This is a genomic window from Cryobacterium sp. TMS1-20-1 (genome assembly GCF_004402355.1).
Classification (GTDB): domain Bacteria; phylum Actinomycetota; class Actinomycetes; order Actinomycetales; family Microbacteriaceae; genus Cryobacterium; species Cryobacterium levicorallinum.
In genome coordinates, this window is sequence record NZ_SOGF01000055.1 from 105,070 (window position 1) to 123,254 (window position 18,185).

General features: G+C 64.9%; 13 protein-coding genes. 6 read left to right on the forward strand and 7 right to left on the reverse strand.

What is annotated here, in order from left to right; genetic code table 11:
• Positions 1-25: 25 nt before the first annotated feature.
• Positions 26-3,109: a bifunctional [glutamine synthetase] adenylyltransferase/[glutamine synthetase]-adenylyl-L-tyrosine phosphorylase gene (locus tag E3O45_RS14055; protein ID WP_134443932.1), complete on the forward strand. Its 3,084-nt coding sequence runs from the start codon at positions 26-28 to the stop codon at positions 3,107-3,109.
• A 72-nt stretch (positions 3,110-3,181) separates the two neighbouring features.
• Here the strand turns inward: E3O45_RS14055 and glnA are convergent, their stop codons facing one another.
• Positions 3,182-4,606, reverse strand: coding sequence for a type I glutamate--ammonia ligase (gene glnA, locus E3O45_RS14060; protein WP_092448643.1), 1,425 nt, complete (start codon positions 4,604-4,606; stop codon positions 3,182-3,184).
• 144 nt (positions 4,607-4,750) lie between these two features.
• On the opposite strand from glnA, the gene E3O45_RS14065 reads away from it, so the two are divergent.
• On the forward strand, positions 4,751-5,179 hold the full coding sequence (locus E3O45_RS14065; protein ID WP_134443933.1) for an RDD family protein: 429 nt from the start codon (positions 4,751-4,753) through the stop codon (positions 5,177-5,179).
• 103 nt (positions 5,180-5,282) lie between these two features.
• Here E3O45_RS14065 and E3O45_RS14070 read toward each other — a convergent pair whose 3' ends face one another.
• From E3O45_RS14070 to lipB, 3 genes are read right to left on the reverse strand one after another with little or no spacing between them, the layout of a single operon-like run.
• Entirely contained in the window at positions 5,283-5,990 is a 708-nt protein-coding gene (locus E3O45_RS14070; protein ID WP_134443934.1) for a DUF4191 domain-containing protein, read from the reverse strand.
• Positions 5,991-6,049: 59 nt separating this feature from the next.
• Positions 6,050-7,039 carry a lipoyl synthase gene (gene lipA / locus E3O45_RS14075; RefSeq protein WP_134443935.1) on the reverse strand — a complete coding sequence of 330 codons (990 nt, stop codon included), beginning with the start codon at positions 7,037-7,039 and terminating at the stop codon, positions 6,050-6,052.
• Positions 7,036-7,716, reverse strand: a complete 681-nt coding sequence (gene lipB / locus E3O45_RS14080) for a lipoyl(octanoyl) transferase LipB (protein ID WP_134443936.1) — start codon at positions 7,714-7,716, stop codon at positions 7,036-7,038. Before lipB ends, lipA begins: the two co-directional genes overlap by 4 nt.
• Before the next feature lie 166 nt (positions 7,717-7,882).
• Between lipB and E3O45_RS14085 the strand changes: the two genes are divergently transcribed.
• A complete protein-coding gene (locus tag E3O45_RS14085; protein ID WP_166789504.1) occupies positions 7,883-9,781 on the forward strand; it encodes a protein kinase in 1,899 nt (632 codons plus the stop codon).
• Between the two features lie 28 nt (positions 9,782-9,809).
• On the opposite strand, the gene E3O45_RS14090 is transcribed toward E3O45_RS14085, so the two are convergent.
• From E3O45_RS14090 to E3O45_RS14100, 3 genes are all read right to left on the reverse strand, one after another.
• Positions 9,810-11,246: a 2-oxo acid dehydrogenase subunit E2 gene (locus E3O45_RS14090; protein WP_134443938.1), complete on the reverse strand. Its 1,437-nt coding sequence runs from the start codon at positions 11,244-11,246 to the stop codon at positions 9,810-9,812.
• A 60-nt stretch (positions 11,247-11,306) separates the two neighbouring features.
• Positions 11,307-12,680, reverse strand: coding sequence for a dihydrolipoyl dehydrogenase (gene lpdA / locus E3O45_RS14095; RefSeq protein ID WP_134443939.1), 1,374 nt, complete (start codon positions 12,678-12,680; stop codon positions 11,307-11,309).
• Between the two features lie 101 nt (positions 12,681-12,781).
• Positions 12,782-14,269, reverse strand: a complete 1,488-nt coding sequence (locus tag E3O45_RS14100; RefSeq protein WP_134443940.1) for a leucyl aminopeptidase — start codon at positions 14,267-14,269, stop codon at positions 12,782-12,784.
• 122 nt (positions 14,270-14,391) lie between these two features.
• On the opposite strand from E3O45_RS14100, the gene E3O45_RS14105 reads away from it, so the two are divergent.
• The 3 genes from E3O45_RS14105 (at position 14,392) to E3O45_RS14115 (ending at position 18,184) form a co-directional block, all read left to right on the forward strand.
• Positions 14,392-15,315, forward strand: a complete 924-nt coding sequence (locus E3O45_RS14105; protein ID WP_134443941.1) for a proteasome assembly chaperone family protein — start codon at positions 14,392-14,394, stop codon at positions 15,313-15,315.
• Positions 15,316-15,377: 62 nt separating this feature from the next.
• Positions 15,378-16,712: a nitrate/nitrite transporter gene (locus tag E3O45_RS14110; RefSeq protein ID WP_134443942.1), complete on the forward strand. Its 1,335-nt coding sequence runs from the start codon at positions 15,378-15,380 to the stop codon at positions 16,710-16,712.
• 194 nt (positions 16,713-16,906) lie between these two features.
• Positions 16,907-18,184 (forward strand): RNA polymerase sigma factor, encoded by a 1,278-nt coding sequence (locus E3O45_RS14115; RefSeq protein ID WP_134443943.1) that lies wholly within the window; start codon positions 16,907-16,909, stop codon positions 18,182-18,184.
• Position 18,185: the final 1 nt, after the last annotated feature.

Genomic DNA, 18,185 nt, shown 5'->3' on the forward strand with positions numbered 1-18,185 from the left:
TCGATGATCGAAGGAATCACCCGCGATGGAGCGTTTGTATTTAACACTGACCGAGCTTGTTCGGGTCGGCTTCGTGGACCTCACCGAGGTGCGCGGTCGGCTCGACGAGGTCGCGCACCTCGGTGCGAGCAGCCCACACAGCGCGTCCGAGGCGACTGACCGGTTGACCGACACGCACCAGCTGCTTCCGCTCCTGACGAAAACGGCCAGTCCGGATGCGGCGCTGGTCGCGCTGCTTGCGCTGCTCCGGCAGGGATCCGCTGAACTGTTCCACCTGCTGCAGTCGCCCGCTGCGGCCGGGCGTCTGCTCCGGGTGCTTGGGGCGTCGAGTGGCCTCGCCGAATTCTTCCTGCGACACCCGAACGAATTGTCCGTCCTCAAGGTACCGCTGGCCGTGCTGCCCAGCGTCGATGACCTGGTGCGCGACCTGTTGGACTCGGTGGGCGCGAGCGACGGATTCTCCCGCCTGGTGGACGAGGAGGCCTGGATCGCCCTTCGGGTGCGATACCGTCGCCGGCTGGCACAACTTGCCGCCTTCGACCTCGAACAAGATGACCCCGTGGCCGGGCTCGACGGCGTGGCCCGCACCCTGTCCGACCTGGCGACGGCGGCTCTCGAGGCCGCCCTCGCTGTCTCGCGCACCATGTGTAGCGGCGAGTCGGCCGGCCGCGGCGTGTTGCCCACCGAACAGGTGCGCGCGACCCGGCTGGCGATTATCGGTATGGGCAAGGCCGGCGCGAGTGAACTTAACTACGTCAGTGATGTCGACGTCATCTTCGTCGCCGACGGTGATGACATGGTCGGGCTGGAAAGCTCCCGCGCCGTCGAAATAGCGACCCGGCTGGCCGTACTCATCATGCGTGCACTCAATGAGTCCGCTGTCGAACCGGAACTCTGGGAGGTCGATCCCAACCTGCGCCCGGAGGGCAAGAGCGGTGCGCTCGTGCGTTCGATCGAATCCCACCTCGCCTACTACGATCGCTGGGCCAAGAGTTGGGAGTTCCAGGCCCTGCTCAAGGCGCGCACGCTCGCGGGGGACCGCGAGCTCGGGGGACGCTACATCGACGCCGTCACACCCAAGGTCTGGAACAGCGCCAGCCGCGAGAATTTCGTCGAGTCCGTGCAGCGGATGCGGGAACGCGTCACCGACAATATCCCCGACGATGAGGTCGATGTGCAGCTCAAGCTCGGGCCGGGAGGCCTGCGCGATATCGAGTTCACGGTGCAGCTGCTGCAGCTCGTGCACGGCCAGACTGATCCGGAGGTGCGCCAGGCCGGCACCCTCCCCGCCCTGACCGCACTGGCCACGGCCGGCTACGTCGGTCGGGCCGAAGCGACCGAATTCGCCCAGGACTACCGCGTGCTGCGCCTGATGGAACACCGGCTGCAGCTGCAGAAGCTGCGCCGCACCCACCTGGTCCCCCGGGACGAGGCGAACCTGCGGGTGCTGGCCCGGTCGACCGGTCTGGCGACGAGCGCTGCCGGGCTGACCATCCGCTGGTCGGAGACCAAGCAACGCGTGCGCGGCCTGCACGAGCGGTTGTTTTACCGTCCGCTGCTCTCAGCGGTGGCCTCACTGCCGGCCGAGGGTCTGAATCTGACCAGTGCGCAGGCCGAGGCTCGGCTGGCCGCGATTGGTTTCCTTAACACCAAGGGCGCCCTCGCCCACATCGCGGCGCTCTCGGGTGGGGTCTCACGACGCGCGGCAATTCAGCGTCATCTGCTGCCCGTCCTGCTGCAGTGGCTGTCCCAGGGGGCTGACCCCGACTATGGCTTTCTCGCGTTTCGGCGGCTCAGCGACAACCTTGGCTCGACCTACTGGTTCCTGCGCATGCTGCGCGACTCGTCCGGCGCTGCGGAGCGACTCACCCGTGTGCTGTCCGGCAGCCGCTACATCGGGGAACTGCTCGAGAAGATCCCCGAAGCGGTGGCCTGGTTGGAAGACGAGGACGACCTGCAGCCTCGTCCACTCAAGGCCCTACGGGACGAAACACGCGCGGTACTCGGCCGACACGAAAGTGCGGATGCCGCCAGCACCATCCTTCGGGCGGCGCGCCGGCGTGAGATGCTCCGCCTGGCCTTCGCCTCGCTCCTCGGCCAGATCAACCTCGACCAACTGGGTCAGGGCCTCACCGATGTCAATGCGACCTATATCCAGGGAGTGATCGCGGCCATTCGCGGGGGCGAACTCAGCGATTCGGCTGAGAGCGCAGCATCCGCTTCTCCCGATGGTATTGAATTTGCGGTCGTCGGAATGGGCCGATTCGGTGGTGCTGAACTCGGTTTCGGCTCCGACGCCGATGTCATGTATGTCTTTCGTGCCGGCACCCTTGAGGGTGAAGCCGCCAACGAGCGTGCCAGGTTTATCGTTCGTGAACTCAACCGGCTGAGCGACGACGCCCGCCTGCCGTTGGATCTGGACATCGGCCTGCGCCCGGAGGGCAGCAATGGGCCGGTGGTGCGGTCGCTTGAGTCGTACCAGGCCTACTATCGGCGCTGGTCGCTCACCTGGGAAGCCCAGGCGCTGCTGCGCGGCCGCGGAGTCGCCGGGGATGCCGCTCTACTGCGCGACTTCGAGGCCGTGGCCGACGAGGTGCGGTATCCGAGCAATATCAGCGAGCAGGCGGTGCGTGAGGTCCGCCGCATCAAAGCGCGGGTCGAGAACGAGCGTCTGCCGCAGGGAGCCGACCCGAACCGGCACCTCAAGCTGGGACGCGGGTCGCTCAGCGACGTCGAATGGCTCGTGCAATTGCTGCAACTGCAGCATGCTGCGGCCACTCCCGCGCTCCGCACGACGTCGACGCTGCAGGCGCTGACCGAGGCGGTGACTGCGGGTTTGATTCCGGCAGCGGATGCCGCGGTGTTGCGCAGCGCCTGGGTCTTCGCGTCCCGCGCGCGCTCGGCCATCACCCTGTGGACCAATCACACCTCGAACGTGCTCCCGACGGATCGCGCAGCCCTCGAAGGCATCGCCCGCGTGATGGAATACCCACCGGGGTCGGGCAATCAGCTGGAAGACGACTACCTCGCCGTCACGCGGCGCGCCCGCGCCGTATTTGAGCGTTTGTTCTATGGCCCGGTGGAGCGCCCGGGCCCGACGGCCGGCTGAGCCTGCGCGGAGACGTCAGCTACGAGAAAAGGACCGCATCCGAAGATGCGGTCCTTTTGTCATACGTTGGGTTTAGACGCCGTAGTAGAGCTCGAACTCGAACGGGTGCGGGCGCTGAGCGAGCGGCTTGATCTCGTTTTCGCGCTTGTACTCGATCCAGGTCTCGATCAGCTCAGGGGTGAAGACGTTTCCGGCCAGCAGAAAGTCGTGGTCCGCTTCGAGGGCCTGCAGGGCTTCTTCGAGCGAAGCCGGAACCTGGGGGATGTTCTTGGCTTCTTCGGGCGGCAGCTCGTAGAGGTCCTTGTCGACGGGCTCGTGCGGTTCGGTGCGGTTCTTGATCCCGTCGAGGCCGGCCATGAGCTGCGCCGCGAACGCGAGGTACGGGTTGCCGGAGGCATCGGGTGCACGGAACTCGAGGCGCTTGGCCTTCGGGTTGGTGCCGGTGATCGGAATGCGGATGGACGCCGATCGGTTGCCGGCCGAGTAGACCAGGTTGACCGGTGCTTCGAAGCCGGGAACGAGGCGGTGGTAAGAGTTCACCGTCGGATTCGTGAACGCGAGCACGGCCGGGGCGTGCTTGAGCAGGCCTCCAATGTACCAGCGGGCCACATCGGAGAGTCCGCCATAGCCGGCCTCATCGTAGAACAGCGGCTTGCCGTCGGCCCAGAGAGACTGGTGGGTGTGCATGCCGGAGCCGTTGTCGCCGAACAGCGGCTTGGGCATGAAGGTCGCCGTCTTGCCCCAGTCGTGCGCGGTGTTCTTGACGATGTACTTGAACTTGAGCAGGTCATCGGCCGCGTGCACCATGGTGTCGAACTTGTAGTTGATCTCGCCCTGGCCGCCGGTGCCGACCTCGTGGTGGCTGCGTTCGAGGATGAGGCCGGCTTCGATCAGCTTGAGGCAGATGTCGTCGCGCATGTCGACGTGCTGGTCGACCGGGCTGACCGGAAAGTAGCCGCCCTTGAAGGGCGTCTTGTTGGCGAGGTTTCCGCCTTCTTCTTTCTTGCCCGAGTTCCAGGCGCCTTCGCTGGAGTCGACGGAGTAGAAGCTCGTGTGCTGGTTAACTTCGTAACGCACGTCGTCGAAAATGTAGAACTCGGCTTCGGAGCCGAAGAATGCGGTGTCACCGATGCCGGTGGAGGCGAGATACTTCTCGGCCTTCTTGGCTACCTGGCGCGGGTCTTTGGAGTAGATCTCGCCGTTGCGCGGGTTGTAGATGTCAAACAGCATGATGAGCGTGCGCTCGGTGCGGAAGGCGTCGATGTACGCCGTCGACACGTCGGGGATGAGCTGCATGTCGGATTCGTGGATCGACGCGAAACCGCGGATCGACGAGCCATCGAACATCTGGCCAACGGTGAAGAATTCTTCATCAACGGTGGATGCCGGGATGTTGAAGTGCTGCTGCACACCGGGAAGATCGGTGAAACGGATGTCAAGGAACTTGACGTCCGTGTCTTTGATGAATTTGAGCACTTCTGACGAATCGCGGAACATGCGGATAAACTCCAGACGACGTGGGCGTGGAAATAGCCGAATCGGACACATCGGCTTTACTGAGATTAGTAGCGCTGCGTTACTTGTCCGTGACGCTTATGTTTCACACATGTTACAGGGGAGCCTGCTCGGTAGACTCATCGGGTGCCAGACTCCAGCTCCCGCCCGAACACTTTTGGTCCCGTGCCACCGAGCAAATGGCCGGGGGAGCGCCTCGGGCTACCCCAGCACGGGCCGAGTTCGATCGGTCGGCCGAGACGGCGAATTCTGGGCTTCGCCATCGACTGGGCCATCGCGATCGCGGTGTCGGCGATCTTCTTCAACTACGATCCGGCCGCGAACCTGATCATCTTCGTCATCCTGCAGATCGTGTTTATTCCGACCATCGGGGCCAGTATCGGCCACCGGCTCGTTGGCCTGCGGCTCATCTCCATTCACGGCGGCTGGATCGGGCTGTGGCGGCCGGTGGTGCGCTCGCTGCTGCTCGGGATCGCGCTTCCCGCCCTGGTCTGGGATTCCGATCAGCGCGGCTTCCACGACAAGATCGCCGGAACGGCCCTCATTCGTCAGTAGCGGTCCGGTCTGTGCCGCACAGTCCGAACAACCAAAAGAAGGGCCGCACGCGAAGCGTGGGCCCTTCTTTTGGTTGCCCGGAATCGGGTGAATCTGTCTGGAGTCAACCGCGCTGCGGGCGCGCCTTCATCGGGTCGACGCCCTTGGGAATGGGAAGCTTGGTGCCCATGGAATTCAGGCGGTTGTTGACCGCAAGAACTTCGGCCTTGGTCAGAGTGGGCTTGATCCGGGTCAGACGGCGGGCCAGCTTGTGCAGCGGCACGGCGTCGTCGTCGGGTCCGACCGAGATCACGGTCACGCCGACGTTGCCGCCGATGCGCACGATCTTGCGCTTTTCTTCGTCGAGCATGCGTGCAGTGCGCGTTTTCGGGCCCTCGCTGATCAGCACGACTCCACCGCGACCGACAGCGCGATAGACAGCATCCTGAGTCTTGCCGTTGACGGCGACCGGCATTTCACTGCCGACCCACCCCCGCTTGAGCGAGCTGCGCAGCACGGCACCGACAGCACCGGGCTGGCCCTCGATCTGCGAATAGGCGGCTTTCTCGGCCCGCCGCCCCAGAATGATGAGCATCGCCAGGATTCCGGCGAGCACGCCGGCGACGATCCACAGCACCATCGTGAAGACGTTGCTGCCGGGGATCAGCAGGGCAAGGGCCAGGCTGATCAGAACGGGGATGAGGAAGGCCAGAACCAGAATCCAGACGATATTCGAGTCATATCGTTTCGTCATCTGGAAAACCTGCCACATTTGCTTCAAGCGGCCGGGTTTCTTCGGTTTTTTGGGGGTCTTTTCCTTGCTGCGTGCCATGGGTATAAGACTACCCAGTCACTCGAATGCCGAGTGACCGAATTCACCCCCTCCTCGCATTAGGAGACAGCCTGGGCGAACCCAAGTTGGGCATCCGCCAGCTGGCGCAGCTCGGTCGGAATCTCCCGGCCGGTAGCGACCATGGACTGGGCCCACAGCCGGCCAGCCCGATAGGACGACCGCACCAGCGGACCGGAGAGCACGCCGAGAAAGCCGATTTCTTTGGCCTCCTCATTGAGTTCGACGAATTCCTCCGGGCGCACCCAGCGGGCGACCGGCAGGTGGCGGGCACTCGGCCGCAGGTACTGCGTGATGGTGATGATGTCGGTGCCGGCTTCGTACAGGTCGTGCAAGGCCTGGGTGATTTCCGCGCGTTCTTCACCCATTCCCAGGATGAGGTTGGATTTGGTGATCAGACCGGCGTTGCGACCCTGGGTGAGCACGTCGAGCGACCGGTCGTAGCGAAAGGCCGGGCGGATGCGCTTGAAGATGCGCGGCACGGTTTCGACGTTATGCGCGAAAACCTCCGGTTTGGCCGAAAAGACCTGGGCGAGATGCTCCGGATTGCCCGAGAAATCCGGCACCAGAATCTCGACGCCGGTACCGGGGCTCTGCTGGTGGATCTGGCGAATGGTCTCGGCATAGAGCCAGGCCCCCTCGTCGGGCAGGTCGTCCCTGGCCACACCGGTCACGGTGGCGTAACGCAGGTTCATCGACACGACCGATTCACCGACGCGGCGCGGCTCGTCGGTGTCGTAGTCGGCGGGTTTGCCGGTGTCGATCTGGCAGAAATCGCACCGGCGAGTGCACTGAGAGCCGCCGATCAAAAAGGTTGCTTCGCGGTCTTCCCAGCACTCAAAGATGTTCGGGCATCCGGCCTCCTGACAGACCGTGTGCAGGTTCTCGCTCTTCACAAGCGCCTGCAGCTTCTGGTACTCAGGCCCCATCTTGGCGACGGTCTTGATCCAGGCCGGCTTTCGTTCGATCGGAGTTTCGGCGTTGCGAATTTCCAGGCGCAGGAGTTTGCGGCCTTCGGGTACTGCGTTCATGCGTTCGTCCTGACGTTGTCGAGGCTGACGGGGTTAAGGCTGTCGGTGTCGGCTCCCAGCGTGCGCCGAAAGCCAGCGGTGATGGGGTCGATCAGGTCACTCGGGTCTACGGTGCGGCCGAGGACGCGGGACATTGTGGTGACTCCGGCATCGCGAATTCCGCAGGCGATGATGCGGTCGTACGGCTCGAGGGAGTTGCTGCAGTTGAGCGCGAAGCCGTGCATGGTGACGCCCTGGGCGACACGGATGCCGATGGCGGCGATCTTGTCTTCGTGGCCGGCCGGTCCGACCCAGACTCCCGAACGTCCGGCTACCCGGACGGCGTCGATGCCGAAGCCGATCAGCACCTCGATCAGCATGCCCTCGAGAGATCGAACATAGCCGACGACGTCGACCGGTTCTGCGAGGTGCAGGATGGGGTAGCCGACCAGCTGCCCCGGTCCGTGCCAGGTGATTTTACCGCCGCGGTCGACGTCGATCACCGGGGTGTCGTCGACGGGGCGTTCTTCCGGCAGGGTGCGTTTACCCGCGGTGTACACGGCGGGATGCTCCAGGAGGAGGACGGTGTCCGGTCGCTCACGGGCGACGACGGAACGGTGGACTGCGCGTTGGAGCTCTAGGCCCTCAACATACGGCACGGAGTTGGCGCTTAGCCCCGCGACGACAAAGTCGAGCATTGGCCCAGTCTAGGGTGCTGCGGGGGAGTTGGGGCGAGCTGCAGACGTTTGTCAGTCTGGCTGCCGTCAGGTTTCTGCGCTCCTCCCCGCTTTCCTGGTTCGCCGGTTGTGCACCGGTGCGTGCCGGCCAGGTCTGTGCACCGGATTTCAGCGAGAACATGGTCTCGTGAAACAACGCAGCGCAGCGCCCCCGACTCCGGTCGATGACCCGATCCGATTCAGAGACCCGATCCGCCGTGGTGACCCGACTCGCTTCGGCCCTCGGCCGCAGCTGGAGGTCGACGGAAATCGCGCGCCGGGGTCGGCAGCGCTGCAGAGCGAATGCGTCGTCGCCGGCTACCGACTGATTCGGCTGCTTGGCACGGGGGACCGCGCTGCTATCTATCTCGGACATTCCGGCAGCGGCGCGATGGTCGCCCTCAAGGTATTTCGTGCCGACACCGAGTCGGCGAGCATCGAGAGCGACATTGCCGTCCTCACCTCGGCAGCAGCGCCGGGGCTGGTCCGGTTGCTCGATGTCGCGCAGCTCGGTGATGGTCGAATCTGCCTGATCCTGGAACGGCTCGCCGGCGGGTCGTTGGCGCGCTATTTGATCGAACACCCCGTGCTGTCGCCGGGCGAAGCGGTGACCCTCCTCGCCCCCGTCGTGGTGGCCCTCAACGCGCTGCATTCTGCCGAGTTCGCACACGGCAGCCTCAGCCAGGCCACCGTACTGCTCGACGCGACCGGCCGCGCCGTGCTGACCGGATTCGGTGCGATCCGCCAGTTCAGCGACGCCCTACGAGAGCGGATGCCGCTCCTCCGCGCCGATTACACCCGGCTGGCGACCATCGGGCGGTGCGTCTGTGCTGGGCTCGCCGAGACTGACGCGCGCAGCCACGGCGGGGCAGAATTGATCCGGCGGTTCCACGAGGCGGTGGATCCGAGCGACGGTGCGGGTCGGTACGGTGCTGGTCAATCCAGTGTTGGGCCGTACGATGTTGGCCGGTACGGCGCAGAACCTGGAGCGTTCCTCGCAGTGGAACCGACGGAATCGATCCTGGCGGATCTGGAACGCGCCCTGTTCGACTGGGCCGACGCGGAACCACTGCGGGGCTTTCGACTCGTCACCGAACCGGATCCCGGCAGCGCCGGGTCGGCTGACCCGTCGATCGGTGGCCAGGAGGTTGCGGAGCCCGCTCGGCGAATCGGAAACCTGCAGATCCGAGGCACGTTCAGCGAACGCGGCCACGCCACCGAACGGACTGCGCCGGGCCCGTACGCCCCGGAACACGACAACCCCGTTCTGCACGACCCCGACCCGTGTCCTTCTGCTCCGAATCCTTCTGCTGTCAATGCGGGCCTGAGACCGCCCTCCCGGGCCCTCGGTAACCTGGTGGCGAGGGTCGCCGGGTTACGGCAACTCCTCAGCAGGCCGCTCAACAGACTGCTCAATAGCCTGGTTGATGCACGTCCGGTCGAGGCACTCGGACATGGCCTGCGTAAACGACTGCACGGTCGTCGAAGGCCTATCCTGGTGGCGGGTCTGGTCGGTGTCAGCGTGCTCGTGCTGGCACTGACGTTGTTTCCGCTCTCCGGTCATTCCGGGCGCTCCGGTCCGGCGGCCGACGCTGTGACGGCCGGACCGCCCGCAACGTCCGCGACACCGGATAATGGCGGCCATTCTTCAGACCACAGCCAGGCCGGTGGTGCCGTCTCCGACCTTGAAACGCCGGATGCGGCTGCGATTGCGGGGGATGATCCGATTGCGGCCGTGGTGGCGCTGCTCGCCGGCCGGGCCGCCTGCCTCGCTGCGGCGTCCCTAGTCTGTCTGGTAGGCGTCGACCAGACCGGGTCGGCCGTGCTGGCTCTGGACAGCTACGACGCGCGTCAGCGGCAACAGGGCGGGTCAGGGCCGCAACTGCCGGACTACGTTGGCTACCTGCCGACCCTCGCGGAGCGAACCGGCAACCTGGCCGTTGTCGCGCTCGCCCCGGGCGCCGGGAACGAAAAAGGCCAGCCGGCCTCGGTCCTTGTGGTCAAGGGCGAGGGCGGCTGGCGTCTTCGTGAGATTTTCGACTACTGATTTGCTCAGCGTCCGCAGATCCTGGAGCTTAGATGCCGAGGTTGCCCTCGAACGCTCCAGCTTCCAGACGTGCCTTCATCGTGATGAGGAAGCGGGCAGCATCCGCTCCGTCGATGATGCGGTGATCGTAGGACAGCGCGAGGTACACGCTCGAACGAATCGCGATCGCGTCGAGGCCGTCGGTCGTGACGACGAGCGGCTTCTTGTACACGATGCCGGTGCCCAGGATGGCGCTCTGCGGCAGGAACACCACGGGAGTGTCGAACAGGGCCCCGCGCGAACCGGTGTTGGTCAGCGTGAACGTTCCGCCGCTGAGCTCGTCGGGCTTGAGCTTGTTGTCCCGGGTGCGGGCAGCGAGGTCCGCGATCTGGGCGGCAAAGCCGGCCAGATCGAGTTCGCCGGCGTTGCGCACGACCGGAGTCAGCAAGCCACGTTCTGTATCGACCGCGATGCTGATGTTTTCCTGGGCCGGGTAGACAATCGTGTCGCCCTCGATCGTGGCGTTCACGATCGGGATGGCACGAAGCGCCTCGGCTGCGGCCAGGGCGAAGAACGGCAGGAACGAGAGCTTGTTGCCGGTCTTCTCGGCGAACGCACCCTTGACCCGGTCGCGCAGCATGGCCACCCGGGTGACATCCACCTCGACCACGGTCGTGAGCTGAGCGGATGACTGCATCGAGATGACAGCACGCTCGGCGACGACCTTGCGCAGGCGCGACATCGGCTGGGTAGTTCCGCGCAGCGGTGAGACCTCCACGACCGGGGCGGCCGCGGCCGGCCGCGCTGACGAAGCCTGCACGATGTCTTCCTTGCGGATTCGTCCGCCCACCCCGGTGCCGCTGATGGTCGACAGGTCGACACCGGCCTCGTTGGCGAGCTTGCGCACGATCGGGGTGACGTACCCGCTGGTCCCGGCGTGCGAACCGCGAGCGACCGGGGCGTCCACAACCGCAGCGGGTGCTGCGGCAACGGGGGCGGGTGCTGCAACCGGTGCCGCAGCGGCAACCGGTGCGGGCGCTGCAACCGGTGCGGCTGCGACAACCGGTGCCGGAGCGGCAACCGGTGCGGGCGCTGCAACCGGTGCGGCTGCGACAACCGGTGCGGCTGCGGCAACCGGTGCGGGCGCTGCGACCGGCTCGGGGGCGGCAACAGGAGCTGCAACCGGCTCTGCCACGGGGGCTGCGGTTGCCTCGACCGGTGCCTCGGCTGCCGGAGCGGCAGCACCGGACCCGTCGCCGATCGTCACGAGGGGTGTTCCGACCTCGACGGTCTCGTCTTCCTGCACCAGGATGGCTTCAATAATGCCGGCGACCGGGGACGGAATTTCCGTGTCCACCTTGTCGGTCGATACCTCGAGCAGCGGCTCGTCGACCTCCACGCGGTCGCCCACGTTCTTGAGCCAGCGGGTGACCGTGCCCTCTGTAACACTCTCTCCGAGTGCCGGGAGGCTGACGGATTCGCTCATGCGCATGTCTCCTTCAAAACCGTTTGATTGTCTAAAAATGGGATAAGAATAGGATTCCGACTACATCGCGTGAAGCGGTTTGCCGGCGAGAGCCAGGAAGGCCTCACCCATGGCTTCATTCTGCGTCGGGTGGGCGTGCAGGAACGGAGCAATGTCCTCCGGGTACGCTTCCCAGTTCACAACGAGCTGGCCTTCGCCGATGAGTTCGCCGACGCGGGCACCGATCATGTGGATGCCCACGATGGGGCCGTCCTTGACTCGAACGAGCTTGACCGACCCAGCGGTACCGAGAATCGAGCTCTTGCCGTTTCCGCCGAGGTTGTACTCGTAGGTCGAAATCTGGTCGGCACCGAACTTGTCGGCAGCCTTCGCTTCGCTGTAGCCGACGGATGCAACCTCGGGGTCGCAGTAGGTGACCTTGGGAATGTTGATGTCTTCGACGATGATCGGATTCAGTCCGGCGATTTCTTCGGCGACGAAGATGCCCTGCTGGAAACCGCGGTGGGCCAGCTGCAGGCCGGGAACGATGTCGCCGACGGCGTAGACGCCGGGAATGTTCGTGGCGAGACGCTCATCGGTGATAACGAAGCCACGATCCATGGTGACGCCGACCTCGTCGAAGCCGAGTCCAGCCGTGACCGGGCCGCGGCCGACAGCGACGAGCAGAAGGTCGGCCTCAACCGTTGCCCCGTTTTCCAGGGTGACGACGACGCCAGAGTCGCTCTGCGTGACACTCTGAAAGCGGATGCCGAGGGAGTACTCGATGCCGCGCTTGCGGAATGCACGTTCCAGCTGCTTGGAGATGGACTCTTCCTCGTTCGGAACGAGGTGCGGGAGCGCTTCGATGATCGTGACGTCGGCGCCGAAGGACCTCCAGACGCTCGCGAACTCGGCACCGATGACGCCGCCGCCGAGCACGGCGACCTTCTTGGGCACGTAGTCCAGGGCGAGCGCGGTCTCGCTCGTGATGACGCGGCCGCCGATCTCGAGGCCGGGCAGCGAACGGGCGTAGGAGCCGGTCGCGAGAATGACGTTCTTGCCGACGATCGTGTCCTCACCGACCTGAACGGTTGTGGGGGAGACCAGGTGGCCTTCACCCTCGATCACGGTGATGCCGCGAGCCTTGACCAAGCCTTGGAGGCCCTTGTACTTGCTCGCGACGATGCCCTCGCGGAACGCGGTGACCGCTGCCATGTCAATGCCCTCAAACGCGGTCTTGACACCGTATTTGGCCGCTTCGCGGCTTACATCGGCGACCTCAGCCGAGTGCAGGAGAGCCTTGGTCGGAATGCAGCCGACGTGCAAGCAGGTGCCGCCGAGTTTGCCCTTCTCGATCAGACCAACGGTGAATCCCAGCTGCACGGCGCGCAGCGCTGCTGCGTATCCACCGCTTCCGCCACCGAGAACGACAATGTCAAAATTCTGTTCCGACACTCAGCTACTCCCTCGCGCTTAACGCTTTGTCACGACGGCCGATGAAATTGTGCTGATCGGCCACGTGGTTTGACAAGCTTTTTCTTGCCCCTACGACTGTACTACGGGCGTGAAAAGTCCTCGGCCAGTCGGAGCAGGGCCCGGACGGATACTCCGGTCGGTCCGGCCGCGGTGAATCCCCACCCCGCTCCCGAGTTCTGCGCAGGCCCGGCGATGTCGAGGTGAGCCCAGGGGATCGTCGTACCGCTCACATCCGTTCCGATGAATTCCCGCAGAAACACGCCGGCCAGCAGCATGCCGCCGGCGGTGCTGCCGATCTTGGCGTTGGCGATGTCAGCCACATCGGAGTTGAGGGTGGCGCGCAGCTCCTCGGGAAACGGCATCGGCCAGGCTGCCTCACCGACGGCAGCGCTGGCAGCGAGAACCCGCTGCACCAGGGCATCATCACCCATTGTTCCGAAATACCGGGTGCCGAGAGCGACGACGGCGGCTCCGGTGAGGGTGGCGACGTCGATGATCGCGTCTGGCTGTTCTTCGGCAGCGGCGACCAGCCCGTCGGCAAGTACGAGGCGACCCTCGGCATCGGTGTTGAGCACCTCGACGGTGCGTCCGCCGCGCATGCGCAGCACATCGTTGGGTCGGATGGCCGAACCAGAGGGCATGTTCTCGGCGATGCACATCCAAGCCGTAATGCGGACCGGTAGTTCCAGCCGCGCCGCGGCCAGCACAACGGCAAGCACGGTGGCCGCACCGGTCATGTCGTATTTCATGCCGACCATGGATGCCGGCGGCTTGAGCGAGAGTCCGCCGGTGTCAAAGGTGATGCCCTTGCCCACGAGGGCGAGGTGTTTGTCGGCTCCGGCCGGTGTGTAGCTGAGCTTGACCAGGCGCGGCGGGCGAGTGGACCCAGCACCGACGCCGGCGATACCGCCGAAGCCGTCGGCCGCGAGCTGCTGCTCGTCCCAGACCGTCACATCGATCGGCAGACCGGTGGCGGCCTCAACCGCTGCGTCGGCGAGCGAGGCGGGGTAGAGGTCGAGGGGGGGCATGTTCACGAGGTCCTTCACCAGGCGGATCGCCTCGGCGCTCGCGCTGGCCCGCGCAATGGCGTTGGGTGCCGCGACCCCGGTGTGCACGACCACACTCGACGCCGGCAGCTTGGCCGCGGCGAGCGAGCTGTGTCGGTACGCGGTGTAGGAGTAGCCGCCGAGAGCTGCGCCCTCGAGCACGGCCTCGACCTGATCGGCATCGGTCAACGAAATGGCGAAGGCGACGGCACCGACGCCGGTCAGCTGACGAACCGCGGAACCGGCAGCGTGCCGTAACGCATCGGTATCGACGGTACGTCCGAGGCCGACGATCGCGATCGCGCGCGGCGAACCGTCATCAGTGACCAGCCGCACGACCTCATCGCGGGCGCCGGTCACGCCGAGCCACGGAAGCTGGGCCGTGATCGCGGCCGTCAGCGTGTCGCTTCCGGTTTCGATGAGGCGCGCACCGTCATCCGTTTGTTGGGCAGCGACGATGAGAATCGCGGCGGGAGAGTCGACGGCGGACTTGGTGGACAGGGACAGGGTGGGAACGGTCATACTTCGATGGTAGCCACCGGGTGCAGGATCGCCGGTGGCCGGCAGCGCCAGCGCGCGAGGTGTTCGCTCTCGGCACTCCGTCAGAAGCCCCCAAAAACGGCAGTGCGGATTAGAGTTAAGGAATGTTAGACCCTGCTGAGCTGTACGAACTGACCTCTGACGCCGATGGCGTTCCAGAGGGATTACACCTGGTCGCGGGGCTGACCGGCTTCGCGGATGCCGGTGGTGCGGTCGCGCAATTCACTGACTATCTCCTCACCACCCTCGAGCACACCGTTGTCGCGTCGTTCGACACCGACGCTCTGCTGGATTACCGAGCGCGACGCCCGATCATCTATTTCGATCAAGACCACCTGACCAACTATCAGCCGCCGTCACTGCGCCTGTATCTGGCTCGTGACGAAATCGGGCAGCCATTCCTGTTCCTGGCCGGGTTCGAGCCCGACTTTCGCTGGGAACAATTCACGGCCGCCGTGATGCAGCTGGTGGACCGGTTCACCGTTACTTCGACCACCTGGGTACACGCCATCCCGATGCCGGTTCCGCACACCCGTCCGATCGGCGTCACGGTGAGCGGCAATCGCTCCGACCTCATCGAGAATCGGTCGGTGTGGCGGCCGCACACGCAGGTCGCGGCCAACGTGCTGCACCTGCTTGAATTTCGGCTGCAGGAGCGCGGTGCCGGGGCGGTCGGCTATGTTTTGCTGGTGCCGCACTACCTGGGCGACGCCGAGTTTCCCGCCGCAGCACTGAGCGCGTTGGAGAGCACGAGCGCGTCGACCGGGTTGATCTTCCCCACCGATCGTCTGCGCGAAGCCAACCGTGAATTCGTCGCCCGCATCGACGACCAGGTTCGGGATAACCCCGAACTGGCCAAGCTCGTTGGCACCCTGGAGCAACGCTATGACGCCTACATGGAGGGCAGCACATTACGGTCGCCGCTGACCGATGAAGACGGCGAACTGCCCTCGGCCGACGAAATCGCCGCCGAACTGGAGAATTTCCTGGCTCTGCGTCGCAGCCGCGACGACGGCCCGTCGGCTTAACGACAAGTACCGGCGGGGCGTTCCGAAACCGGGGCAGGCGCAAGCGCGGTAAGTTGGGACAAGTGAACTCCCGTCGATCCACCCTGATCTTTGTCATCGGATCGTTCGCGTATCTGTCCGCCGTGTTGCAGCGCACCTCGATGGGCATTGCGGGGGTGGCAGCGACTGAGCGTTTCGGCGGCTCAGCTGCCGTGCTCTCGAGCCTCGCCGTTGTGCAACTCCTGGTCTATGCCGCGGCGCAGATCCCGGTCGGCGTTCTGATTGATCGTTTTGGGCCGCGGGTGCTCATGATCACCGGTACGGCACTCATGGTGATCGGGCAGATCACCCTCGCGCTCGCACCGGACATCACCCTTGCCGTCGTGGGGCGTATTCTCGTGGGCGCGGGCGATGCGACCATCTTCATCTCCATGATTCGCCTGATCAGCTCGTGGTTCAGCGGACGCATCGTTCCGCTGCTGTCCCAATGGATGGGCAATATCGGCCAGCTCGGCCAGGTTCTATCCGCGGTCCCCTTGGCCTGGCTGCTGCACACGAGCGGATGGGTGCCGGCTTTTCTCTCGGCCGCCTCCGTCGCCGTCATCGCCCTGATCGTGGTCGTCATCTTTGTGCGGGACCGCCCCAGCGACCTGACCGAGCAGGTCAGGACGAACAGCCTGGCCATCGCGCTGACCCAGCTGCGGCACAGTTTCAAACGTCCAGGCACCCAGCTCGGCTTCTGGTCGCACTATGTGACGCAGTCCGCCGGCACCGTGTTCAGCCTGCTTTGGGGCTATCCGTTCATGGTTTTCGGCCTCGGCTACGAACCGGCCTTCGCTGCCGCCATGCTGACAGTGCTGGTCGGCGCCGGGCTCGTGTTCGGGCCGATTCTCGGCTTGCTGACGGCACGTCATCCCCTGCGCCGCAGCAATATCGTGCTGGGAATAGTTGCGGGCATAGCCGCCGCCTGGGCGCTCGTTCTACTCTGGCCGGGTGTTCCGCCACTCTGGACTATTGTGCTTTTGCTCGTGGTGCTCGGCATCGGCGGGCCAGGTTCGCTTATCGGCTTTGATTTTGCCCGCACCTTCAACCCGCAACGCAGTCTCGGTTCGGCAAACGGTGTGGTCAACGTCGGCGGGTTTACCGCGAGTTTCGTCACGATGTATCTGGTGGGGCTCCTGCTCGACCTGCAAAACGGATGGAAGGTCGCCGGGGGAGCGGCCAGCGACCTGTACGCCCTCGATGCCTTCCGGGTGGCGTTCTCGGTGCAATACCTCGTGGTTGGCATCGGAGTCGTATTTCTGCTGCACGCCCGCCGCCGCACCCGTCGCCAGCTCTCCCTCGATGAGGGAATAGAGGTGGCGCCCATCTGGGTTGCACTATCACGCGCCTGGAAACGACGTAACGAAACATCGTAGTGCGTGGCGTGGCTTGTCGTCCAGACAAACCGTGCAATAATTGTTTTAGGACCCGTTCTGGTCCGGGGCATCTCTACACCGTGTGGTACTTACAGTGTTGGTTTGGGCATCCCTGGGCTTGACATGGGTCCAAGTTCTGCCCAAAAACGCATCTGGCGCCGTCACCGGTCGCACAGAAGCAGGTAAGACTCCGCATGAGAGGTGCTCCAATGGCAACCACCGTAAAGACCGAGGCGACCGACGAGGCGCCCACGACGACGGTCAAGAAGACCGTCACCAAGGCTCCAGCAGCCAAGGCCGCCGCGACGAAGAAGTCCGCGGCCACCGCAGCTGGCGTCGACAAGCCTGCTCCCAAGAAGCGCGTCACCAAGGCCAAGGTCGTCAAGAAAGACGATGAAGCCGACGTCGACACCGCGCCGGACGGCGAGGAAGACGACTCAGACGACGAAGGTACCAAGCGCCCGGCCTCGACCGAGCCACTGCCGAGCGGCGCCCTCGTGCTGTCACTGGTTGACGACGACGATGAGGTTCCGGTCTACTCGAGCGCCATCACCGGCGCGACGGCCGACCCGGTCAAGGACTACCTCAAGCAAATCGGTAAGGTCGCCCTGCTGAACGCTGCCGAGGAGGTCGAACTGGCCATGCGCATCGAGGCCGGCCTGTTCGCTGAGGACAAGCTGTCGGTCATGACCGATGTCGAGAAGAAAAACGCGCTCGGCCGCGAGTTGCAGTGGGTTGCCAAGGACGGTGCCCGCGCCAAGAGCCACCTGCTCGGTGCCAACCTCCGCCTCGTCGTCTCGCTGGCTAAGCGCTACACCGGTCGCGGCATGCAGTTTCTCGACCTGATCCAGGAGGGCAACCTCGGGCTCATCCGCGCCGTCGAGAAGTTCGACTACACCAAGGGCTTCAAGTTCAGCACCTACGCCACCTGGTGGATTCGTCAGGCGATCACCCGCGCCATGGCCGACCAGGCCCGCACCATCCGTATTCCGGTGCACATGGTCGAGGTCATCAACAAGCTCGCCCGGGTGCAGCGGCAGATGCTGCAAGACCTCGGCCGCGAACCCACGCCCGAAGAACTCAGCCGCGAACTCGACATGACGCCGGAAAAGGTCGTCGAGGTACAGAAATACGGGCGCGAGCCGATCTCCCTGCACACCCCGCTCGGTGAAGATGGCGACAGCGAGTTCGGCGACCTCATCGAAGACACCGAGGCCGTTGTACCAGCGGATGCCGTTGGTTTCACGATGCTGCAGAAGCAGCTCGAGAGCCTGCTCGATTCGCTCTCCGAGCGCGAAGCCGGCGTCATTCGAATGCGCTTCGGCCTCGGCGACGGCATGCCCAAGACACTGGACCAGATCGGTGACACCTTCGGTGTCACGCGTGAACGCATCCGTCAGATCGAGTCCAAGACGATGGCCAAGCTGCGCCACCCGTCCCGGTCGCAGTCCCTACGCGACTACCTCGAGTAAA